Annotated in this window: 19 protein-coding genes; 14 read left to right on the top strand and 5 right to left on the bottom strand. The window is 68.2% G+C overall.

Annotated features, from left to right (window positions below; all coding sequences use genetic code 11):
• Positions 1-8 precede the first annotated feature (8 nt).
• The 7 genes from ccoN to DZC73_RS08710 are packed head-to-tail and all read left to right on the top strand — an operon-like array spanning position 9 to position 5,130.
• Positions 9-1,448, top strand: coding sequence for a cytochrome-c oxidase, cbb3-type subunit I (gene ccoN / locus DZC73_RS08740; RefSeq protein ID WP_124539847.1), 1,440 nt, complete (start codon positions 9-11; stop codon positions 1,446-1,448).
• A gap of 13 nt (positions 1,449-1,461) precedes the next feature.
• Positions 1,462-2,085, top strand: coding sequence for a cytochrome-c oxidase, cbb3-type subunit II (ccoO, locus tag DZC73_RS08735; RefSeq protein WP_124539846.1), 624 nt, complete (start codon positions 1,462-1,464; stop codon positions 2,083-2,085).
• Between the two features lie 18 nt (positions 2,086-2,103).
• Positions 2,104-2,262, top strand: coding sequence for a CcoQ/FixQ family Cbb3-type cytochrome c oxidase assembly chaperone (locus DZC73_RS08730; RefSeq protein WP_407924096.1), 159 nt, complete (start codon positions 2,104-2,106; stop codon positions 2,260-2,262).
• Entirely contained in the window at positions 2,259-3,170 is a 912-nt protein-coding gene (gene ccoP / locus DZC73_RS08725) for a cytochrome-c oxidase, cbb3-type subunit III (protein ID WP_124539844.1), read from the top strand. Before DZC73_RS08730 ends, ccoP begins: the two co-directional genes overlap by 4 nt.
• 22 nt (positions 3,171-3,192) lie before the next feature.
• Positions 3,193-4,644 (top strand): cytochrome c oxidase accessory protein CcoG, encoded by a 1,452-nt coding sequence (ccoG, locus tag DZC73_RS08720; RefSeq protein ID WP_124539843.1) that lies wholly within the window; start codon positions 3,193-3,195, stop codon positions 4,642-4,644.
• Positions 4,645-4,658: 14 nt separating this feature from the next.
• A complete protein-coding gene (locus DZC73_RS08715) occupies positions 4,659-4,880 on the top strand; it encodes a nitrogen fixation protein FixH (RefSeq protein ID WP_124539842.1) in 222 nt (73 codons plus the stop codon).
• Positions 4,858-5,130 (top strand): hypothetical protein, encoded by a 273-nt coding sequence (locus DZC73_RS08710; RefSeq protein ID WP_235835043.1) that lies wholly within the window; start codon positions 4,858-4,860, stop codon positions 5,128-5,130. The genes DZC73_RS08715 and DZC73_RS08710 overlap by 23 nt, the downstream gene beginning before the upstream one ends.
• A 15-nt stretch (positions 5,131-5,145) precedes the next feature.
• Here DZC73_RS08710 and DZC73_RS08705 read toward each other — a convergent pair whose 3' ends face one another.
• Both DZC73_RS08705 and fnr read right to left on the bottom strand, forming a co-directional pair.
• Entirely contained in the window at positions 5,146-6,084 is a 939-nt protein-coding gene (locus DZC73_RS08705; RefSeq protein WP_124539841.1) for a patatin-like phospholipase family protein, read from the bottom strand.
• A 157-nt stretch (positions 6,085-6,241) separates the two neighbouring features.
• Positions 6,242-6,976, bottom strand: a complete 735-nt coding sequence (fnr, locus tag DZC73_RS08700) for a fumarate/nitrate reduction transcriptional regulator Fnr (protein ID WP_124539840.1) — start codon at positions 6,974-6,976, stop codon at positions 6,242-6,244.
• 106 nt (positions 6,977-7,082) lie between these two features.
• On the opposite strand from fnr, the gene hemN reads away from it, so the two are divergent.
• The 4 genes from hemN (at position 7,083) to DZC73_RS08680 (ending at position 10,379) form a co-directional block, all read left to right on the top strand.
• Complete coding sequence (gene hemN, locus DZC73_RS08695; protein WP_124539839.1) at positions 7,083-8,480, top strand: oxygen-independent coproporphyrinogen III oxidase; 1,398 nt, start codon at positions 7,083-7,085, stop codon at positions 8,478-8,480.
• Positions 8,481-8,487: 7 nt separating this feature from the next.
• Complete coding sequence (locus DZC73_RS08690) at positions 8,488-9,168, top strand: sulfite exporter TauE/SafE family protein (protein ID WP_124539838.1); 681 nt, start codon at positions 8,488-8,490, stop codon at positions 9,166-9,168.
• A gap of 61 nt (positions 9,169-9,229) precedes the next feature.
• The gene (locus DZC73_RS08685; protein WP_124539837.1) at positions 9,230-9,817 is read left to right on the top strand and encodes an NAD(P)H-dependent oxidoreductase; all 588 of its coding nucleotides are present in this window, start codon (positions 9,230-9,232) and stop codon (positions 9,815-9,817) included.
• A 1-nt stretch (position 9,818) separates the two neighbouring features.
• Positions 9,819-10,379, top strand: coding sequence for a hemerythrin domain-containing protein (locus DZC73_RS08680; protein ID WP_124539836.1), 561 nt, complete (start codon positions 9,819-9,821; stop codon positions 10,377-10,379).
• 3 nt (positions 10,380-10,382) lie between these two features.
• On the opposite strand, the gene DZC73_RS08675 is transcribed toward DZC73_RS08680, so the two are convergent.
• The 3 genes from DZC73_RS08675 to DZC73_RS08665 are packed head-to-tail and all read right to left on the bottom strand — an operon-like array spanning position 10,383 to position 14,468.
• Positions 10,383-11,261, bottom strand: coding sequence for a hypothetical protein (locus DZC73_RS08675; RefSeq protein WP_124539835.1), 879 nt, complete (start codon positions 11,259-11,261; stop codon positions 10,383-10,385).
• Positions 11,258-13,966 carry a bifunctional acetate--CoA ligase family protein/GNAT family N-acetyltransferase gene (locus tag DZC73_RS08670; RefSeq protein WP_124539834.1) on the bottom strand — a complete coding sequence of 903 codons (2,709 nt, stop codon included), beginning with the start codon at positions 13,964-13,966 and terminating at the stop codon, positions 11,258-11,260. Before DZC73_RS08670 ends, DZC73_RS08675 begins: the two co-directional genes overlap by 4 nt.
• A 10-nt stretch (positions 13,967-13,976) precedes the next feature.
• Positions 13,977-14,468, bottom strand: a complete 492-nt coding sequence (locus DZC73_RS08665; RefSeq protein ID WP_124539833.1) for a Rossmann-fold NAD(P)-binding domain-containing protein — start codon at positions 14,466-14,468, stop codon at positions 13,977-13,979.
• 229 nt (positions 14,469-14,697) lie between these two features.
• On the opposite strand from DZC73_RS08665, the gene DZC73_RS08660 reads away from it, so the two are divergent.
• From DZC73_RS08660 to DZC73_RS08650, 3 genes are all read left to right on the top strand, one after another.
• Positions 14,698-15,453, top strand: a complete 756-nt coding sequence (locus DZC73_RS08660) for a Crp/Fnr family transcriptional regulator (protein ID WP_124539832.1) — start codon at positions 14,698-14,700, stop codon at positions 15,451-15,453.
• An 8-nt stretch (positions 15,454-15,461) separates the two neighbouring features.
• Positions 15,462-18,263 carry a putative bifunctional diguanylate cyclase/phosphodiesterase gene (locus DZC73_RS08655; RefSeq protein ID WP_124539831.1) on the top strand — a complete coding sequence of 934 codons (2,802 nt, stop codon included), beginning with the start codon at positions 15,462-15,464 and terminating at the stop codon, positions 18,261-18,263.
• Between the two features lie 93 nt (positions 18,264-18,356).
• Positions 18,357-20,906, top strand: a complete 2,550-nt coding sequence (locus tag DZC73_RS08650; RefSeq protein ID WP_124539830.1) for a PAS domain S-box protein — start codon at positions 18,357-18,359, stop codon at positions 20,904-20,906.
• Positions 20,907-20,948 lie beyond the last annotated feature (42 nt).

Below are 20,948 nucleotides of genomic sequence, written 5' to 3'. Positions count from 1 at the left end.
GAGTTCCGATGCATGACAAAGCGCCAACCGTCTCGCCGGTGAACTACACCGACGACACCGTCCGCGGCTTCGCGCTGGCCGCCGTGCTGTGGGGCGTGGTGGGCATGCTGGTGGGCGTGGTGATCGCCGCGCAGCTGGCCTTCCCCGACCTCACCTACGGCATTCCCTGGCTCAGCTACGGCCGCTTGCGGCCACTGCACACCAACGCGGTCATCTTTGCCTTTGGCGGCTGCGCCTTGTTCGCGACCAGCTACCACGTGGTGCAGCGCACCTGCCAGGTGCCGCTGTTCCTGCCGTGGCTGGCGAAGTTCACGCTGGTGGGCTGGAACCTGGTGATCGTGCTGGCGGCCATCACGCTGCCCCTGGGCTACACCACCGGCAAGGAATACGCCGAGCTGGAATGGCCCATCGACCTGCTGATCGCCGTCGTGTGGGTGGCCTATGCCGTCGTCTTCTTCGGCACCATCGGCACGCGCCGCGTGCGCCACATCTACGTGGCCAACTGGTTCTTCGGTGCCTTCATCATCGCGGTGGCGCTGCTGCACATCGTCAACAGTGCCGAGATGCCGGTGAGCTTGTGGAAGAGCTACTCGGCCTACGCCGGCGTGCAGGACGCCATGGTGCAGTGGTGGTACGGCCACAACGCGGTGGGCTTCTTCCTCACGGCCGGCTTCCTCGGGATGATGTACTACTACATCCCCAAGCAGGCCGAGCGGCCGGTGTATTCGTACCGGCTGTCCATCGTGCACTTCTGGGCGCTCATCTTCACCTACATGTGGGCGGGCCCGCACCACCTGCACTACACCGCGCTGCCCGACTGGGCGCAGAGCATCGGCATGCTGTTCTCGCTGGTGCTGCTGGCCCCGAGCTGGGGCGGCATGATCAATGGCGTGATGACGCTGTCGGGCGCTTGGCACAAGCTGCGCGACGACCCCATCCTCAAGTTCCTCATCGTGGCGCTGAGCTTCTACGGCATGTCCACCTTCGAGGGGCCGATGATGTCCATCAAGACGGTGAACGCGCTCAGCCACTACACCGACTGGACGGTGGGCCACGTGCACAGCGGCGCGCTCGGCTGGGTGGGCCTGATCTCCATGGGCTCGCTGTACTACCTCATCCCGCGCATGTTCGGCCGCACCTCGATGTACAGCGTCCGCGCCATCGAGCTGCACTTCTGGATCGCGACGCTGGGCATCGTGCTGTACATCGCGGCGATGTGGATCGCCGGTGTCATGCAAGGCCTCATGTGGCGCGCCCTCAACCCCGACGGCACGCTGGTCTACACCTTCGTCGAAAGCGTGAAGGCGACCTGGCCCTTCTACGTGGTGCGCCTGATCGGCGGCGTGCTGTACCTGGCGGGCATGCTGGTGATGGCCTGGAACGTGGTGATGACGGTGCGCAGCGGCCGCGCGGTGCCCTCGGTCATTCCGCAACTGGCCGCCGCCTGAGGAGAACGACGACATGGCTCAACACACCCATCAGGCCACCGGCCACGAGCGCATCGAGACCAGCAACCTGCTGATGATCGTGCTCATCCTCATCGTCATCGCGGTGGGCGGCATGGTCGAGATCATCCCGCTGTTCTTCCAGCGCTCCACCACGCAGCCGGTGCCGGGTCTCAAGCCCTACGAGCCGTTGCAGCTCGTGGGCCGCGACATCTACCTGCGCGAGGGTTGCTACAACTGCCACTCGCAGATGATCCGCCCGCTGCATGCGGAGACGCTGCGCTACGGCCACTACTCCGAGGCCGGCGAGTTCGTCTACGACCACCCCTTCCAGTGGGGCAGCAAGCGCACCGGTCCCGACCTGCACCGCGTGGGCGGCAAGTACAGCGATGAGTGGCACCGCCTGCACCTGTCGGGCCCGCGCGACCTGGTGCCCGAATCGAACATGCCCGCCTATCCGTGGCTGGAGAGCGCCGCCATCGACCCGGCCACCGTGCCGCCGCGGCTCAAGGCCATGCAGCGGCTGGGCGTGCCCTACAGCGACGCCGAGATTGCCGCCAGCGCCGAAGCCGTGCGCGGCAAGACGGAGATGGACGCCATCGTGGCCTACCTCCAGTCCCTCGGCCGCCACGTGAAGTGAAGGGGAAGCGAAATGGATGTGAATGATCTTCGTAGCCTGGTGACGCTGGTCAGCCTCGTGCTGTTCACCGGCCTGATGGTGTGGACCTGGTGGCCGCGCCGCCGCGCGGCCTATGCCGCGGCAGCGCAATTGCCTTTCGACGGCGAAGCCGCCAACGACGGGAGCAGCCGGCCATGAGCGACTTCTTCAACAGCGGCTGGTCGATCGCGATCGCGGTCGTCACCGTGCTCGGCCTTGCGTCTTGCCTGGCACTTCTCATCATCGCCGCCCGCCGCCGCGTGATGGCCAGCGACAACACCACCGGCCACGTGTGGGACGAAGACCTGCGCGAGCTGAACAACCCGCTGCCGCGCTGGTGGATGTGGCTGTTCGTGCTGACGGTGCTCTTCTCTGGCGTCTACCTGTGGCTGTACCCCGGCCTGGGCAGCGCGCCCGGTTCACTGAAGTGGACCAGCCTCTCGCAGCACGCCAGCGAGCAGGCGCAGGCCCGCGAAGCAATGAAGCCGGTCTTTGCCGCCTACGCGAAGCTGCCGGCGCAGGAACTGGCCCGCGACCCCCGCGCCATGGCCATCGGTGAGCGCATCTTCGCCAACACCTGCGCCACCTGCCACGGTGCCGACGCGCGTGGCAGCAAGGGCTTCCCGAACCTCACGGACAAGGACTGGCTCTACGGCGGCACGCCGGAGAAGATCGAGGAAACCATCACCTTCGGGCGCGAGGGCACCATGCCGCCCATGGCTGCCGCGGTGGGCAATTCGGAAGACGTGCGCAACGTCGCGAACTACGTGCTGAGCCTGTCGGGTGCGTCCGAGGATCCTCGCAATGCGCAGTTCGGCCGCGAGAAGTTCGCGGTGTGCGCGGGCTGCCACGGCGCCAACGGCAAGGGCAACCAGGCCATCGGCGCGCCCAACCTCACCGACAACATCTGGCTGCACGGCTGGGGCGAGGCGGCGGTGGTGTCGATGATCACCAACGGCAAGCGCAACGTCATGCCGGCGCACGGCTCGCGCCTGTCGCCGGAGCAGATCCACGTGCTGGCCGCCTACGTGTGGAGCCTGTCGAACACGCAAGGCGCCGCGCCTTGACGGTCCACCTGTCTCGACGAGCATGAGCAGCCGCAGCAGTTCCATGGCGCGCGTCATTCCCATCCAGCCCGTACCGGTCGAGGAGCCGGAACTGGTCTCGCTGTATGCCAAGCAGAAGACCATCTACGCCCGCTCGGTCAAAGGCTGGTTCGCGAAGTGGCGCTGGGCCATGGTGTGGCTCACGCAGGTGGTGTTCTATGGCCTGCCCTGGCTGCCCTGGAACGGCCGCCAGGCGGTGCTGTTCGACCTGGGCGCGCGGCGTTTCTACATCTTCGACCTGGTGCTGTACCCGCAGGACTTCATCTACCTGACGGGCCTGCTGGTCCTCAGCGCGTTCTCGCTGTTCTTCTTCACTGCGGTGGCCGGTCGGCTGTGGTGCGGCTACGCGTGTCCGCAAACGGTCTACACCGAGATCTTCATGTGGGTCGAACGGCACGTCGAAGGCGACCGTGGCGAACGCATGAGACTCGATGCCGGTCCCTGGACGGCGAACAAGCTGTGGCGCAAGTCGGCCAAGCATGCGGTGTGGCTGACGATCGGGCTGTGGACGGGCTTCACCTTCGTGGGCTACTTCACGCCCATCCATGCGCTGGCGGCGGAGTCGTTCACGCTGTCCTTCGGACCCTGGGAATGGTTCTGGGTCAACTTCTACGGCCTGGCGACCTATGGCAATGCCGGCTTCCTGCGTGAGCAGGTGTGCAAGTACATGTGCCCCTACGCGCGCTTCCAGAGCGCGATGTTCGACCACGACACGATGATCGTGAGCTACGACACCGAGCGCGGCGAGGCCCGCGGCAAGCGAGCGCGCGGCGCGGACCTGAAGGCGGCCAGCCTGGGCGACTGCATCGACTGCGGCCTGTGCGTGCAGGTCTGCCCGGTGGGCATCGACATCCGCGACGGCCTGCAGTACGAGTGCATCGCCTGCACCGCCTGCATCGACGCCTGCAACGGCGTGATGGACAAGATGCACTATCCGCGCGGGCTCATCCGCTACGCCACGCAGAACGGGCTGAGCCAGCGCTTGTCGCGCAGCCAGATGTTCGCGCGTGTCCGGCGGCCTCGGGTGCTCATCTACGGCGCGGTGCTGGTGGCCATCGCCGCCGGCTTCGTGGCCAGCCTCGCCATGCGCCACACCCTCAAGGTGGACGTGGTGCGCGACCGCACCACGCTGGCCCGCATCGTGGACCGCGGCAGCATCGAGAACGTGTACCGGCTGCAGCTGATGAACGCGACGGAGGACGGCAAGCATGTGCGCGTGTCCGTCACCGGCATCCCGGGCATCGACCTGGCGCAGCCGATGGAGCTGGACCTCGGCCCCGCGCAGGCGCGCTGGGTCACGCTCGCGGTGAGGGTTCCGCATGCGGCGGCGCAGGCCGCCGGGCCGGGAGCACACCCGATCAAGTTCGAAGTGGTGGAGTCGGCGGCGCGCCACTCCCTGGTGAGCGAGAAGTCCACGTTCGTGGTCCCACGCTGAAGGAGACGAAACCAATGAATGCCCGCATCGATCAACCCGTGCTGCCGTGGTGGCGCGTGCCAATGGTGTGGCTGGTGGTGGGCGGACCGGCCGTGGTGGTCGCGGCCAGCTTTGCCACCCTGGTCCTCGCAGTGCGCGGCGGCGACGTGCCGCTGCACGAAGAAACCGTGGCCCAGCGTGGCCACGAGATGCCGGCCACCCAGGCGCGCAACCATGCTGCCGCACCCCGCCGCTGATGTGTCCCTGCAGCCGCGGCTGCCGTTCGCCACGCGGGCGCTGATGATCCTGTGGCCGGCCTTCGTCATGGCCGGCGTGCTGGAGATGATGGTGTTCGCGGTGGTGGACCCCGACAGCCTGCACTGGTTCGGCGGCGAGGCGTTCGGGTGGACACGCAACGCGGTCTACTCGGTCACCTTCTTCATCTTCTGGCTGGTGATCTCGACATCGGCGGCGATCACGCAGTTGCTGGAATCTCCCGTGGGGTGACGAGGCAGACCATCGTCAGCGCCAGAACACGGTGAGTTGCCCGGCAAGGGCTCGGCCTTGGTCGTAGCCGGCGCGTGCGGCCAGCGGGCGCAGCGACAGGTCCATGGCGTTCGCGCCGAACAGGTGCCCGGAGTTTCCATCGGGGAAGATTGTTTCGACCCTGCTGCCGCGTGCGCGCAGCTCGTCGACCTGTGTGGCCAGATGCATGCCCCAATCCACCGGGGTCAGTGATCTCCCGCCGAACGGTGACAGCACCAGCACTCGCTTGTACCCGGTCGCCAGATCCGCGTTGTCTGCGTTGGATCGGTACCCCCCATCGATGTAGTGGCTGCCATTGATGCCGTATGCGAAGCCACTGGCACAACTGGCGGCGATGGCGTCCACCAGATCGACGCCGCTGTGGCGGTCGAACACGACCGGTTCGCCCGTGTGGGCATCGACCGCGGTGATGAGCATCGCCCGATCGGGCCAGTGCGGATCGGGCAGCCGAGCGGCAACGGTGGCGCGCCACTGCGCCCGCCTGGAATCGTCCGACGTCGCATTCAATTCCAGCGCTGCCGCGCCGATCCTGCGGCGCATGTCGGTCGCATCCTTGGCCGACGCGATGATCCTGTTCAGTCTTTCCAGATGGGAGGCTGCGGACGGGTTCGGAGTGCGGCCCGGGTCGGATCCCGCTGAACCGGTCCGTGGCTGGGGCGCGGTGAGGGTGGTGGCCAGGAGTTCGGCCGGGGTCGCGCCGGCAAGCTGGGCCGCGGCCGTCGATCCGGCGGAGGTGCCGATGGTCAGGTCGGCTGTCGTCACGTCCAGCCCGGCATCGAACAGGCCGGCGATGACGCCGATCAACCAGGCATTGCCTGTCGATCCGCCGCCGCCGAGGACCAAGGCCCGCTCGCCGGCTTCAGGGCACCGGCGATCGTCGTCGTGACAAGGAGATGAAGAAGGTGTTGCGCGCATGGGATTCGCCTTTGACAAGTGGGTTGTCGGGCGCTCCCAGTGGCGACTGCTTCAGTCGCGCAATCATGGACAAGAGGGGAGCACCCATGGTGGACAGTGCGTTCACGGCTCTCACCTCCTGTTGTCAGATCACGATCAAAAAATGCTAGCACAGCCCTCAACAAGGACTGTTCACCATCTTCCTCAACGCCGCCAGGTCCAGGATGCGGATGTGCTTGAGCTTCACCTCCAGCACGCCGTCCTCCTGGAAGCGCGAGAAGCAGCGGCTCACCGTCTCCAGCTTTAGGCCGAGGTAGGTGCCGATCTCTTCGCGCGTCATGCGCAGCACCAGCGACGTGGGCGAGAACCCTCGGGCCTGCAGCCGCTGCGTCAGGTTGAGCAGGAAGGCCGCCAGGCGCTCCTCGGCGCGCATGCTGCCCAGCAGCAGCATCACACCCTGGTCGCGGACGATCTCGCGGCTCATGATCTTGTGGAACTGGCGCTGCAGCTCGCCGAACTCGCGCGACAACGCCTCCAGCTCGGCATACGGGATCACGCACACCTGCGAGTCCTCCAGCGCCACCGCATCGCAGGTGTGGTGGTCGCTCACGATGCCGTCCAGGCCAAGCAGCTCGCCGGCCATCTGGAAACCGGTGACCTGGTCGCGCCCGTCTTCGGATGACACCTGGGTCTTGAAGAAGCCCGTGCGCACGGCATAGACCGCCTCGAAGGCATCGCCGCTGCGGAACAGGGCGTCGCCGCGCTTGACGCTGCGGCGGGTGGCCACCATGCCGTCCAGCCGCTCCAGTTCGCTGCCGCTGAAGCCCACCGGCAGGCACAGCTCGCGCAGGTTGCAGCTCGAACAGGCGACCTGCAGCGGGTTGGGCCGGTCAGTGGAGGATGGCTTGGTCATGGCGGGTCGTGATGCAGCTCAATGGCGTTCATTCTTGGCGCCGCCCCCTCGCGGCAGCTTGCGCCAGATCAAGCGACGGGCCTCGCGGGCTGGGCACCATCGCGCCATGGAATCCACCACCGAGCCCTTGTCACCCGACCTGCTGCGCCGCTTCGACACGCCCGGCCCGCGCTACACCTCCTACCCGACGGCCGACCGCTTCATCGAGGCCTTCGGCCCAGCCGATGCCGTGCGTGCCCTGGGCCAGCGTGGCCACGGCGGCGCGGCGCTGGGGGCCACGCCGCTGTCGGTGTACGTGCACATCCCGTTCTGTGAATCGGTGTGCTACTACTGCGCCTGCAACAAGGTCATCACCAAGCACCACGAGCGCGCAGCCGAATACCTGGATGCGCTGGACACCGAGATCGAGCTCGTCGGCCGCGCCATGGGCGAGCGTCAGGCGGTGTCGCAGCTGCACTTCGGCGGCGGCTCGCCGACCTTCCTCGCCAACACCGAGCTGGAGCACGTGATGGCGTCGCTCAAGCGCGCCTTTCGCCTCCAGCCCGGCGCGGAGCTGAGCATCGAGGTGGACCCGCGCACCGTCACGGCCGAGCGCCTGGCGCACCTCAGCCACCTCGGCTTCAACCGCATCAGCTTCGGCGTGCAGGACTTCGACCCTCAGGTGCAGCGCGCCGTGCACCGCATCCAGCCTTTCGAGCAGGTGCGCGACCTGATGCTGGCGGCGCGCTCGCTGGGCTTCGAATCCATCAATGCGGACCTGATCTACGGCCTGCCGTGCCAGACGCCCGAGAGCTTCTCGCGCACGGTGCAGCAGATCGCGGAACTCAAGCCCGACCGCATCGCGCTGTACGCCTATGCCCACCTGCCGCAGCGCTTCAAGCCGCAGCGTCGCATCGTGCCCGAGGAGTTGCCCAACGCCGCGCAGCGCGTGCAGATGCTGGGCGGCGCCATCGCCGGCTTCCTGGGGCACGGCTACACCTACATCGGCATGGACCACTTCGCGCTGCCCGGCGACAGCCTGGCCATCGCCAAGCGGCAAGGCCGGTTGCACCGCAATTTCCAGGGCTACAGCACGCAGCCCGATTGCGACCTCATCGGCCTGGGCGTGTCGGCCATCGGCCGCGTGGGCGCGACCTACAGCCAGAACGCCAAGACCTTGCCCGAGTACTACGACGCGTTGCGCCAGGGGCAACTGCCCGTGGTGCGCGGCATCGCGCTCAGCCGCGACGACCTGGTGCGGCGCGCGGTCATCATGGCGCTGATGTGCCAGGGCCGGGTGGAGTTCGAGTCCATCGAGCTGGCGCACTTCGTGAACATGCGCGAGTACTTCAGCCGCGAACTCGACGAGTTGGAAGACATGGCTCGCGCCGGCCTGGTGCACGTCGAGCCGCACGCCATCCAGGTCACGGCCGCCGGCTGGTACCTCGTGCGCGCCGTGGCCATGGTGTTCGACAAGCACCTGCAGGGCGACAAGCTGCGCGAGCGCTTCTCGCGGGTGATCTGAGCGCTCGATGAACGCTGCCCTCGTCCTGGCCGGCCTCGCGATGGGCGCGGCCGCGTCGCCGCATTGCGCGCTGATGTGCGGCGCCGCCTGCGCGAGCCTCACGGGCGGCCACGCACGCAACGCAGCCGTCTTCCAGACCGGGCGGCTTGCCAGCTATGCCGCCGGTGGTGCCGTGGCTGCGGCAAGCGTGCAATGGCTGGGGACGTGGAGCGCCGCAATGCCGGCACTTCGGCCGCTGTGGGTGCTGCTGCACCTGGGCTTCCTGGCCCTGGGGCTGTGGTGGCTCATCACAGGGCGGTCCATCGCATCGATGAGCCGTGACGGCGCGGTGCCGATCAGCATCGTGCGACGCCCGGACCACATGGCCTGGCGCCGCAGCCTCGCTGGCCTGGCCTGGGTGGCTTGGCCCTGCGGCGTGCTGCAGGCCGCGTTGCTGCTCGCAGCCATGGCCGGCGACGCACCCGGCGGCGCGATGGTGATGGCCGCGTTTGCGCTCGGCTCCATGCCTGCGCTCGCGCTCGGCCCGTGGCTGTGGAACCGCTGGCGCCTGGCCGCCGGCACGGCTGCCGCCTCTGCGTCCTGGCCCGTGATCGGCCAGCGCATTGCCGGCCTGGGCCTCATTGCAGGCTCCATTGCCGCACTCGGCCACGGCATGTGGCAGACGCTCGGCGCGTGGTGCGGCTTCTGAGGCGGCCTGTCTCTTGAGCCAGCGCAAAACCCGACCTGCGGCTCGGGAGGACGATGGCGCCATGAGCAAACGAATCCTTGTGATCCAGGCGCATCCGGACGCGAGCCGGCCGCATTTCTGCCACGCGCTGGCCGAGTCCTATGCCAAGGCTGCACGCGGCGCCGGCCACGAAGTGCGCATCGTCGACGTGGCCTCGCTGAGCTTTCCGCTGTTGCGCAGCCAGGCCGAGTGGACCAAGGGCGAGGTTCCCACCGGCCTCGTGTCCGTGCAGGACGACATCCGCTGGGCACAGCACCTCGTCTTCTTCTACCCGTTGTGGCTAGGCAGCATGCCGGCCTTGCTCAAGGGCTTCCTGGAACAGGTCGCACGGCCCGGCTTCGCGATCGGCAAGTACGGCGAGAAGGCGATCCCGAAAAAGCTGCTGGCCGGCCGCAGCGCCCGCATCGTGGTCACCATGGGCATGCCGGCGCCGGTGTTCCGCTGGTTCTTCTTCGCCCACAGCCTGAAGGCGCTCAAGCGCAACATCCTGGGCTTCGTGGGCATCTCGCCGATCCGCGACACGCTGGTGGGCTCCATCGAGGCCATGAGCCCCGCGGCGCGAGGCCACTGGTTGCAACGCATGGGCCGCCTCGGCGCGGCAGGAGAGTGACATGGGCATCCCCGCTGACATCGACCCCGCCGCCCTGCTGGACGGCTTCGACGTGCTGGACGAATGCCATCGCCAGAGCCTGTTCATGCTGGGACGGCTGGCCGCGCTGATCACCCGCCTGGGCAGCATCGGAGCGGACAGCGAGGCGCGAAGCATGGCCGCCGACATCGTGCGGCACTTCTCCACCACCGTGCGCCAGCACCATGCGGACGAGGAGCGCTACGTGTTTCCCAAGCTCGCGTCCCTGGGCAATGCGGACGTGACGCAGGCGGTGCTGCGCCTGCAATGCGACCACGACTGGCTGGAGGAGAACTGGATGGAGCTGTCGCCGCAGCTCGATGCCGTGGCCTGCGGCCTCAACTGGTTCGACCTCGACACGCTTCGTGAAGCTGCACAGGTGTTCATTGCGCTGTCGCACGACCACATCGCGTTGGAGGAATCCTTCATCTACCCCGAGGCCAAGGCCCGCCTGCAAGGCCGCGAGCGCTCGAACATGGGGCGCGACATGGCGGCACGCCGCGCGGCCTTGCGGCGCAAGGCGGCAGCACCCGGCACACGCTGAACTTCACGGGGCCGTCTGGCGACGGCTTTGCGAGCTGGCATCGGGCATCCATCCCCCGTTACCGGCCTGATAGAACCGATAGGCGTAGACGCGCCGGCCGGCTTCGATCTCCAGCCGCGCGCCCTGCGTGTCGATGGCCGTGAGCTGGCCGTCACGCGGCAGGCCCTGCGCACGCATCACGAAGCGCCAGTCCTGGCGCAGGCGCAGCGGCATCGGGCCGATGGACAGGGGTCCGTTGAGTGCTACCACCGTGTCGCCGATGGGCGGGCGCACGAGTTCGAGCGTGAAGTTCCAGTGCATGTCGCGGCCGGCACCCTGCACGGCCAGGTCGCGGTAGCGCACGGTGTAGACCTCGGTGCCGCGGTGCAGGTCGCTTCGCAGCGTGAGGTGTGCCGTGCCGGTCCAGCGCAGGCTGGGCGTGCCCATGGCATCGAAGCGGAAATCCAGTTCGGTGATTTCGACGTGGCCTTCGAAGCGGTGCGCGGCCACGGTGAACTCGCCGCGGCCGGTGGCTGTTTCGCCATCGGTCATGCAGTGGTCGAACTCGGTGACGAAGGTGTCGCGGCGCGAGAGGTCGCCGCTGCCGTCGGCGTCGCGGATGGTGCCGATGGCGCTGCCGCCTCCCGGGCAGGGCAGGGTGAAGCGGTGCGTCGGGCCCGATCGTGTCTTGAGCTGGAAGGCCGCTCGCATCGGGCCCGCCTGGTCCAGGCCGGCGTTCCACATCGACATCGTCGACAAGGCCAGCCCGCTCTGGGACACGATGTCGGCCAGCGCGTCTCCTGTGTCGACGAAGTTCGCGTCGCTGAGGGCGGCAAGGTCGGGCGGTGCGGCCAGGGCCACCGTGGCAGCCACGGACCATGCAGCGGCGAAGGCGGTCTTCATGGGCTCTCCTCGGTGGCGCTCTCGCCGGTGGATTGAAGCTGGCCGGCGGCGTCCAGCCGAAGGCTGTAGCGCAGGGTCTGTGCATCGGCGCCGTGTGGGTCGGCCGTGAAGCCCAGGGTCTGCATGAGTTCGCGCATGGCGCCATTGATGCGCAGCACGTCGGCGGTCATGCGTTGCGTGCCGCGGGCTCGCAGGTGCGCCGTCATCCTCTGCATCAGCAGATGGCCCAGGCCCTGGCCGTGCAGGTCCGACCGCACGGCGATGGCGAACTCGGCCTCGATGTCGTCGGGGTCGCTCACGGCATGCACCACGCCGACGATCTCCTCGCTGGCGTCCGGCCGCAGCTGCGTGGCAACAAAGGCCATCTCGCGGGCGTAGTCGATTTGCGTCAGCCGCGCGGTCTCGCTTTGGGCCAGGGTGCGGCTGCTGCTGAAGAAGCGCATGTGCAGATCATCGGGCGACATCTGCTCCAGGAACGCACGGTGCTGCGGCCCGTCTTCGGGGCGGATGGGGCGCACGCACAGTTCATGGCCGTGCCAGGCCAGGGTCTGCGACAGATGGGCCGGGTAGGGCGCGATCGCGAAGTTCGATGCACCCGCCGGGCGGCTTGTGCTGATGCGCATGCGCGCATCCAGCGCCATCACGCCGTCGTGGTCGGCCCACAGCGGGTTGATGTCGAGTTCGGCCAACTCCGGGATGTCGGCCATCAGCGCGGACACGGCGATGAGCGCGTCGTGCAGCGCCTCCATGCGAGCCGGCGGATGGTCCCGGTAGCCGGCCAGCAGCCGCGACACCCGCGTGCGCGCGACCAGCTCGCGGGCCAGCACGCGGTTCAGCGGCGGCAGCGTGACGGCGCTGTCGGCCAGCACCTCCACCGCCGTGCCGCCCTGGCCGAACAGGATCACCGGCCCGAACACCGGGTCCACGCTCGCACCGACGATGAGCTCCTGCGCCATCGGCCGGCGGACCATGGCCTGCACGCTGAAGCCGTCGATGCGTGCGGCCGGCCGCAAGGCACGGATGCGTGCCAGCATGGCGGCGGCAGCGTGGGACAGTTCATCCGCGTCCCGCAGGTTCAGCGCCACGCCACCCACGTCGGACTTGTGGCTGATGTCGGCACTGCGGATCTTCAGCACCACCGGGTAGCCCAGTTCCGATGCCGCTTCGCACGCGGCCTGCGCGTCCGCCGACACGGCCCGGGTGGGTACGACGGGGATGCCGTAGGCCTGCAGCACGGACTTGGCCTCGCTCTCGTCCAGCATCTCGCGGCCCTGGGCGAGCGCGGACTGCACCAGCGCGCGAACCTTGGCCGTGTCAGGTGTTGCGGACTCGCTGGCGGTGGGCACCTCCAGCAGCAGCCGCTGGTTGGCGCGGTAGGTTGAGAGCATCGAGAAGGCGTGCACCGCCTGCTCGGGCGTCGCGTAGTCGGCGACGCCGGCGTCCTCGAAGATTCGGCGTGCGTCGGCCACGGCGGCATCGCCCAGCCAGCAGGCCATGACGCGGCCGGGCGAACGGCGCACCAGCGGTACGCAGGCTCGCGCGATGTCGTCGCTGCGCACGATGGCCGTCGGCGCATGCAGGAACAGGACGGCGCCGGCGTCCGGCGTGGCCAGCAGCGCGCTCAGCGTGTCGGTGTAGCGGCGCACGGGGGCGTCGCCGATGATGTCGATCGGGTTCGCATGCGACCAGGTCGGCGGAAGCGCCGCATCGAGCTGCGCCTTCAGCGACTCGCCCAGCGCGGGCAACTGCACGCCGCGGGCTGCGGCGGCATCAGCCGCCATCACGCCTGCGCCGCCGCCGTTGGTGAGCACGGTCAGGCGGTCATCGCGATTGCCGCGAAAGCGCGCCAGCGTCTCGGCGGCCATGAAAAGTTCGTCCAGCGTGTCCACGCGCAGCATGCCCGCTCGCCGGATGGCCGCGTCGAACACCGGATCGGCACCGGCCATCGCGCCGGTGTGCGATGCCGCCGCGGCCACGCCGCGGCCGGCTCGCCCGGCCTTCACCACGATCACCGGCTTGTTGCGCGCCGCCGCCCGCGCGGCCGACATGAACTTGCGTGGCGACTCAACGGACTCGATGTACAGCAGGATGGAGCGGGTGCGCGCATCGCTGGCCAAGTGGTCCAGCAGGTCGCCGAAGTCCACGTCCGCATGCTCGCCCAGCGAGACCATGTGCGAGAAGCCGATGCGCCGCGAGCGCGCCCAGTCGAGCACGGCCGTGACCAGGGCGCCCGACTGCGAGACGAAGGCGATGTCACCCGGCAACGCATTCGTGTGCGCGAAGCTGGCGTTCAGCCCGATGCGCGGCGACAGCAGGCCCAGGCAGTTCGGCCCGAGCACGCGCAGCAGGTGCGGCCGGGCGGCGTCGAGCATGGCCTGCTTGTGGGTGCGGTCCAGGCCGGCGGTCATCACGATGGCCGCGCGTGTTCCGGCGCGGCCCAGTGCGTCGATCATGTCCGGCACCGCGGCAGGCGGAATGCACAGCACGGCGAGGTCGGGTGTCTCGGGCAGGTCGTCGCAGCGGGCCGCCACCGGCTCGCCATCCAGCACGGACAGGCGCGGGTTCATCGCCCGCACGGCACCGGTGAAACCCGAGGAACGCAGGTTGCGCCAGACCGTGGCGCCCACGCTGCCTTCGCGGTCGGAGGCGCCGACCACCACCACGCTGCGCGGGTTCAGGAGTTGATCGAGGTGGCGGATGCTCATGGCCTGGCCTTCAGCTCATCGCTGCGAACAAGGCGGCCTGCACGGCAAAGCGGCGCGGGTCCTGTCCGGGGTTGGGTTCGACCTGCGCCAGCAGCGACGCCGCATGGTCCCAGGATGTCGTGCCGTCGAGCACCGGCACCCCGGCGCTGTCGCGGATGCGGCGCACCAGCGCCGCGGGCAAGCCCTGGCACACCACGGCGTCGTACAGCCGGCCCAGCATGCGTGCGGTGTGGTCCACCTCCTGGGGCGGGCTGTCCTCGCCCAGTGACGAGGGCAGCCTGGCCACGTGGGCGCCCAGGCCGGCGGCGGCGTGCAGCAGCAGGGTGCCGTCTCCCACTGCATCGTCGCCGGTGCTCAGCAGGCCGATGTTCTTGCCGCGCAGCAGGGTCGCCGCCAGCCCGGCCTGGCTGGCATGGGCCAGCTGAAGGGCCCGCGAGCGCAGGGCGGCCGCATCCGATGCGTCGTCGCCCGGAAGGCGGAAGGTGGCGGAGTGGGGCTGCATGCGCGGCTCGGGGCAAAAGACCTGGAATGTCGGTCCGTGAAGGCTATCGGCTGGCCGGACGCGCGAATTGACATCCGTCAAGCCTGATGCAGCCGATCCGTGGTCGATACACGGCTGACACAGACCGTTCACGCAGCGTTACCGAATGCCCCGCGCCGTTGTCATCCGGTTATCGGGCGGTTCCTAGCATGGACCCCATTCCAGCAGCCACTTCGTCCAGGAGCCTTCCATGTTCAACGCAGCCACCGCCCAAGCCCGCCCCGCCGGCCGCCCCGATGACGCCGAGAACCAGCGAAGCAGCCAGCGCATCGCCGACATGCTCAGGCTGCTGGGCGAGACGCTGCAGCCCGCCCGCCGGTTGGTGCGTGCTGGCGACGTGATCTACCGCGCCGGCGAGCGCTTCCAGAACCTGTATGTGCTGAACTCGGGATTCTGCAAGATCGTCAACCTGTCGGCCGACGGCCGCGAGCAGGTGGTGGGCCTGAAGTTCCGCGGCGACTGGCTGGGTTTCGACGGCATTGCCAGCACGCAATACGGCTGCGACGCCATCGCCATGGACACGAGCGACGTCTGGGTGATCGGCTACGACGCACTGCTGCAGGCCTGCCTGGGCCGCCCAGCGCTGATGACGGTGTTGCACGAAGCCATGAGCCGCGAGATCAGCCGCGACCGCGATTCGCTGATGTCGGTGTGCACGCTGCCGGCGGATGCTCGCGTGGCGGACTTCCTGCGCTACTGGGCCGATTCGCTGGCCAAGCGCGGCCTGCGCTGCGACCAGATCACCCTGCGCATGACGCGCGCCGAGATCGGCAACTACCTGGGCATGACGCTGGAGACGGTGAGCCGCGCGCTCTCCCGGCTGGCGCGCGACAAGGTCATCGGCTTTGCGGAGAAGGGCCGGCGCGACGTGCACATTCCGGATGTGGGCGCGCTGTCGGCCTTCGTGCAGCGTTGCCTGGCGCCGGCTGCCCTGGCCGTGCACTGAGCGGCACCATGCAGTCGGAGGGAGCGCCCTCGCCAGGGGGTCGCACGCCCAGGGAATCCCTGGTGGTGTTGCTGGTGTTTGGCGTGCCGGCTGCCGTCATCGTGGCCGCCGGCCTGGTTGGGGTCCTGCGGCGGGTGAGCGACGTGCGTGCCCAGCAGGCCGACGCGATGCGGGCGGTCATCGGCCTGAAAACAGTGGGATGGCGCCTGTGGCTGGAGGAGCGCCACAACGACGTGCAAGGACTGCACGCCGATGCGGATTTGCTGCTGCAACTGCGGGAATGGGTGCAAACGCCCAGCGACGGCGCGCGCGTGGCGTTGAAGGCCAGGCTTCGCCTGCTGCGCCAGACGATGCAGTGTGCGGACATTCTTCTGATCGACCAGCAGGGCCGGCCACTCATCCATGCCGCCGATGGACCGGTCGTTCCCAACGAGAAGCTGCCCGGGCTGGCGACGCTGGCGGTCACGCAGATGCAGACGGTTCACGGCGACGTCTTTGCGTCGACCACCTCCGCAGGCCCTGCGACCGCATTCCTGGACATGCTGGTGCCGCTTCCCGGCGAGGTGTTGTCCGGTGTCCCCGTGCTGGTGATGAGATTCGACGCAGGCCGCTCGATCGAGCGGCTGATGCACAGCTGGCAGGGCAGCAGCGGCGAAGCGCGGTTCACGATGTTCAGGGCCGATGCTGACACGGTCCACGCGCTGCAGGCCACCAGGCGTGATGGATCCGCGGTGGAGCTGAGCCTGGTGCCCCTGGCACGGTCGTCTCACTGGCTGGCGGCAGCGGCTCGCGGCGACCAGGGGGCGCGCAGCCTGGTCGAGGGCACCGACTCCAGCGGCGAGGCCATGCTGGGCCTGGCCGCCGAGTTGCCTGAATCAGGCTGGATGCTGGGGGTGTCGGTGGCCAGCGGCGCGGTCTACGCGTCGACCTGGGGCGACGCAGCCTGGATCGCGCTGGCCGATCTGTTTGCGCTGGTGCTGGCCGGCGGTGCCGCCAGGGCAGTGCTTCAGCATCGCGAGCTGCGCAGCGAACGCCGCGAGCGTGCCGAGCAGGAAGAAAAACTGCGGGCCCTGGGACTGCTGGATGCGATTGCCAATGGCACCAGCGATGCCGTGTATGCCAAGGACCGGCAGGGCCGCTACATCTATCTCAATCGCTTTGCCTGCTTGATGCTGAAGCGTCCGCTCGAGGACCTCCTCGGACGTGACGACTTTGCCTTGTTTGCGCACGAACCCGCGGCCCTGATGGTCGAGACGGATCGGCAGGTGCTGGCGACGGGGCAGCCGCAGTCGCGCGAGGACCAACTGAAGGTCGACGGCGAATTGCACAGCTATCACACGGTGAAGGCGCCGTTGCGTGGTCCTGACGGATCGGTGATCGGCGTGTTTGGCATCAGCCGGGACATCACGGACCTCAAGCGCAGCCAGGCCCGCCTGGACCGCCTGGCCCACTACGACGAACTGACGGGGCTGCCCAACCGCAGCCTGGTGGGCCTGCGCCTGGAACATGCGCTGGAGCACAGCCGCCGGGCGAAAAGCCGCACGGCCATCCTGTCCATCGACATCGATGGCTTCAAGACCATCAACGACAGCCTGGGCCATCCGGCGGGCGATGAAATGCTGTGTGTCCTGGCCCAGCGGCTTCGCGCCCGGCTGCGCGAGGAGGACACATTGGGCCGCCTTGGGGGCGACGAGTTTCTCGTGGTGATCGAGGGCCTGAGCGAGCCGGGTGAAGCGGCGGTGGTGGCGCGCGACGTGCTGCAGGCCGTGGCAAGGCCGGTGCCGCTGAGCAACGGCAGCGAGGCCTACGTCACGGCCAGCATCGGCATCAGCGTGTACCCGGACGACGGCTGCGCCAATGCCATGGAAATGCTGCGCGATGCGGACGCCGCGTTGTACCGTGCCAAGGAAGAAGGGCGCAATGGCTTCTGCTTCTATACCCGTGACCTCAACACCGATGCCAAGGCGAAGCTGGAGCTGGAAGCCGCGCTCAGCCACGCGCTGGAACGTGACGAGTTCGTGTTGCACTACCAGCCGCAGGTCGACGCCCGCACGGGCCGCATGGCAGGTGTCGAGGCCTTGCTCCGGTGGAACCGCCGAGGCGCGGGCATGGTGTCACCGGGACAGTTCATTCCACTGGCCGAGCGCAGCGGGCTCATCGTCGCCATCGGCAACTGGGTCATCGAGGCTGCTTGTCGCCAGATCCGTACCTGGCTCGACGCCGGCGTGAAACCTCCACGCGTGGCCGTGAACGTGTCGGCCAGGCAGTTCGCTGAAGGTGATCTGGATGTCGTGCTGCGTGGGGCCATGCGCCGCCATCGCGTGCCTGCGGCGTTGATCGAAGTGGAACTCACCGAAAGCATGCTGGTGCACGATCCCGACAAGACTGAAATCCTGCTTTCCCGACTCAAGGCCCTGGGCATCCGGCTTTCCCTGGATGATTTCGGGACCGGGTACTCCAGCCTGGGATACCTGCAGCGCTTCCCCATTGATACGTTGAAGATCGACCAGTCGTTCATCCGGCGCATCGGAACGCAGCCCGACGGCGGTGCACTGGCCGATGCCGTGATCGCGCTGGCACACCGCCTGAACTTGCGCGTGATCGCCGAAGGTGTCGAGACGCCCCAGCAACACCAGCACCTGCTCGACCAGGGCTGCGATGAAATTCAGGGCTACCTGTTCGGAAAGCCGATGCCAGCGCCGGATCTGCTTGAACGCCTGGCTGGCGGGGCGTGCTCGATCTCCGGGAACGTCGGTACGGACGACATGCATGCCGCCGGCCCAGCGGCTGCGACGGCGATCGCCGTGTGACTTACGCCGCACGATTGCGCGCTGTGCGAGCCGGCGTCAGTCTTCGGAAAGCCGCCGCTGTCCCAATCCACGCGCCACCACACAGCAGCCCCCATGCCCCATCGATTGCGACGTGTCGACCGCGTGCTTCGCTTCGCCCCCATGGCGGCGACGGGCATGGTGCTGGTCCTCATGTGGGCCATCGTCTTGTGGTTCACGGCCATTCAGCAGCACCGGTTGCTGCAGGAATCCGAGAAGTCGCTGGACCTGGTCAACCGGGCACTGGCACAGCAGACGGTTGGGCTGCTGGATGACGCCAGCGTCGGCCTCAAGGCCATCGAGCAATGGGTGAATGACCACCCGCAGGCCACGCCGTCGCATGACCGGCGCCTGGCCATGCTGGCATCAACACTGAGTGGATCTCATCAACACCTGCTGACGCTGCGTGTGCTGGATGACAGGGGCCATCCGGCTGCCTGGGGTGATGAACCGCCGGATGGCCGGTTCACCTTCGGGCAGCCCGTGCCGCTGCCGGAGCAGGGGCAGACGCTGATCGCCGAGCCGCGGCAGTCCCTGCGTGGCGAATGGGTGCTGCCGGTCGTGCGGCGAGTCGGACACCAAGGCGCTGCGGCCTTCATCGATCTTGATCGTCTCAAGCTCTTGCACGCATCGCTCCTGCCCGGTTCCGCGGGGTCGATCGCGCTGGTCAGAAGCGATGGCGTGGTGCTCAGCCGCGTGCCCGTGTTTCCCGGTTTCGAGGGCAGCAACATCACCGATCGGTGGCCGCAGGCGCGCGCGCTGCTGGCGCTGGACGAAGGCACGCAAGTCACCGGCACGGCGACGCTGGATGGGATCCGCCGGATCAGCGCCTTTCGCAAGGTGCGCGGCCATCCCGTGACCTTGAGCGTCACGCAGGGCTATGACGAAGCGCTGTCCACGTACTTCGAGCGGCGGCGGCTGGTCATCGGAAGCTGCCTGGCCATCACGGCCGCAGCGCTCCTGGCCTTGTGGATGTTCTCGAAGGCGCAGCGCCTGGCGCGTCTGAGGCAGGCTGAACTGGCAGCGGTGAGCGACGAGTCGCCATTGGGCATGTTCCGCACCGATCGCGAGGGCGCGCTGGTCTATGTGAACGACGCCTACCTGCGCATCCACGGGCTGGAGCGCTCGCAGGCGAGACGGGGCTGGCTGGGCCTGATGCCCGAAGCCGTGCGCCAGAAGGCGCAGGCCGAGTGGTCGGCCATCGTGCAGGCCAGGTCGCCCTGGCGTGCGGTGAGACGGCTGCGCAGTGCCGATGGACGGGACCTGCTCGTGGCGGTGGACACCGCGCCCGTGATCGTGGATGGCGTGGTGATGGGCCACGTGGGCACCGTCAAGGACATCACGGACCAGGCGCGGGGTGAGCGGGCATTGAGGACCTTGAGCGCCGTCTTCGATGCCACATCCGATTTCGTGATCCAGGCCGATGCCCGTGGCAGGCTGCAATACCTGAACCCGTCGGCGCGGCGCACATTCGGCATCGCCGCAGACGCCGACATCGCCCGAATGACCTACGAGCAGCTCAATCCGGCGCGGATGGTGGAGCGCTATCAGCGTGAAATCCTTCCCCTGGCACTGGAGCACGGCATCTGGTCAGGCGAGACCACCAAGATCGACGCCCAGGGCCGGGAACTCACCTGCAGCCATGTGCTCATCGTCCATCGCGACAAGACGGGCCGCGTCGATCATTTCTCGGCCATTCTTCGCGACATCACCCAGGAAAAGGCGGCCACGCGATCCCTGGCGCGCAGCGCGGCCATGCTGCGCGCCGTGGCCGATGCCATGCCTGCGCTGGTGGCCGTGGTCGACAAGGACGAGCGCTACATCTTTGCCAATGCCGCTTTCGAGCGCTGGCAGGGCGCATCGGCCGAAGGCGTCATCGGACGCAGCATGCGGGAGGTCCTGGGCGAGCTGGAATACCAGCGCAGCCTGGCCTGGGCTCGCCGCGCACTCGGTGGGGAGCCGGTGGTGTTCGAGAAGGACTACAGCGATGGCGCCCGTTCGGGCTGGCGCCACCTGCAGATCCGCTTCACGCCGTTGCAACTGGCCGACGGAACGGTGGACGGATTCATCGGCATCGCTGAAGACGTGACCGGGCACCGCGAGGAAGAGGCCCGGCTGCGCGAGATGGCACGCGTCGATCCCTTGACGGGTGCGCTCAATCGTGCGGGACTCGAGTACGCCTTCGAGCACAGGGCCCGGCGCGGCGACGGTGAGCTGCGTGCGCTGGTGTATGTGGATCTGGACCGCTTCAAGGGCGTCAATGACGAACACGGACATGCCGTGGGCGACCAACTGCTGGTGGAGTTCTGCCGCCGGGTGCGCGAGGTCATGCGCCCGGGCGATGCCCTGGCCCGGCTGGGAGGCGATGAGTTCGCGGTCATCCTTGATGCGTTGCGTGACGAGGCCAGTGCCCGCACAGTGGCCGGCAAGATCCTCGCGGTGGCCCTGGCGCCGTTCGACATCGGCCCGCTGCAGGTGCGGGTGGGCGCCAGCCTGGGCATCGCCTTGTGGCGAGGACAGTGCGGTGATCTTGCGGCGTTGATGGCGCGGGCGGACGGCATGCTCTACAGCGCCAAGCAGTCCGGCCGAGCCTGCTACCGCGTGGATGCGGGCCTGGTCTGTTGACGATCGTCCGGTTCGGGTCTGGCCAGCCGCTGCCGACCGGCG

The sequence above is a fragment of the Rhizobacter terrae genome, from assembly GCF_003852895.1.
Lineage (GTDB): Bacteria > Pseudomonadota > Gammaproteobacteria > Burkholderiales > Burkholderiaceae_C > Albitalea > Albitalea terrae.
Note: the sequence above shows the minus strand (reverse complement) of the source record. Positions and strands in the feature narration are given on the sequence as shown.

What these genes read in the sequence shown, in the direction of transcription:
- DZC73_RS08710 (WP_235835043.1), top strand. Translation starts at nt 4,858, where the DNA reads ATGCTGCCGCACCCCGCCGCTGATGTGTCCCTGCAGCCGCGGCTGCCG.
- ccoO (WP_124539846.1), top strand. Translation starts at nt 1,462, where the DNA reads ATGGCTCAACACACCCATCAGGCCACCGGCCACGAGCGCATCGAGACC.
- DZC73_RS08685 (WP_124539837.1), top strand. Translation starts at nt 9,230, where the DNA reads ATGAGCAAACGAATCCTTGTGATCCAGGCGCATCCGGACGCGAGCCGG.
- ccoG (WP_124539843.1), top strand. Translation starts at nt 3,193, where the DNA reads ATGAGCAGCCGCAGCAGTTCCATGGCGCGCGTCATTCCCATCCAGCCC.
- DZC73_RS08675 (WP_124539835.1), bottom strand. Translation starts at nt 11,261, where the DNA reads ATGAAGACCGCCTTCGCCGCTGCATGGTCCGTGGCTGCCACGGTGGCC.
- ccoP (WP_124539844.1), top strand. Translation starts at nt 2,259, where the DNA reads ATGAGCGACTTCTTCAACAGCGGCTGGTCGATCGCGATCGCGGTCGTC.
- DZC73_RS08670 (WP_124539834.1), bottom strand. Translation starts at nt 13,966, where the DNA reads ATGAGCATCCGCCACCTCGATCAACTCCTGAACCCGCGCAGCGTGGTG.
- DZC73_RS08715 (WP_124539842.1), top strand. Translation starts at nt 4,659, where the DNA reads ATGAATGCCCGCATCGATCAACCCGTGCTGCCGTGGTGGCGCGTGCCA.
- DZC73_RS08665 (WP_124539833.1), bottom strand. Translation starts at nt 14,468, where the DNA reads ATGCAGCCCCACTCCGCCACCTTCCGCCTTCCGGGCGACGACGCATCG.
- ccoN (WP_124539847.1), top strand. Translation starts at nt 9, where the DNA reads ATGCATGACAAAGCGCCAACCGTCTCGCCGGTGAACTACACCGACGAC.
- hemN (WP_124539839.1), top strand. Translation starts at nt 7,083, where the DNA reads ATGGAATCCACCACCGAGCCCTTGTCACCCGACCTGCTGCGCCGCTTC.
- DZC73_RS08655 (WP_124539831.1), top strand. Translation starts at nt 15,462, where the DNA reads ATGCAGTCGGAGGGAGCGCCCTCGCCAGGGGGTCGCACGCCCAGGGAA.
- DZC73_RS08705 (WP_124539841.1), bottom strand. Translation starts at nt 6,084, where the DNA reads ATGCGCGCAACACCTTCTTCATCTCCTTGTCACGACGACGATCGCCGG.
- DZC73_RS08690 (WP_124539838.1), top strand. Translation starts at nt 8,488, where the DNA reads ATGAACGCTGCCCTCGTCCTGGCCGGCCTCGCGATGGGCGCGGCCGCG.
- DZC73_RS08650 (WP_124539830.1), top strand. Translation starts at nt 18,357, where the DNA reads ATGCCCCATCGATTGCGACGTGTCGACCGCGTGCTTCGCTTCGCCCCC.
- DZC73_RS08680 (WP_124539836.1), top strand. Translation starts at nt 9,819, where the DNA reads ATGGGCATCCCCGCTGACATCGACCCCGCCGCCCTGCTGGACGGCTTC.
- DZC73_RS08660 (WP_124539832.1), top strand. Translation starts at nt 14,698, where the DNA reads ATGTTCAACGCAGCCACCGCCCAAGCCCGCCCCGCCGGCCGCCCCGAT.
- fnr (WP_124539840.1), bottom strand. Translation starts at nt 6,976, where the DNA reads ATGACCAAGCCATCCTCCACTGACCGGCCCAACCCGCTGCAGGTCGCC.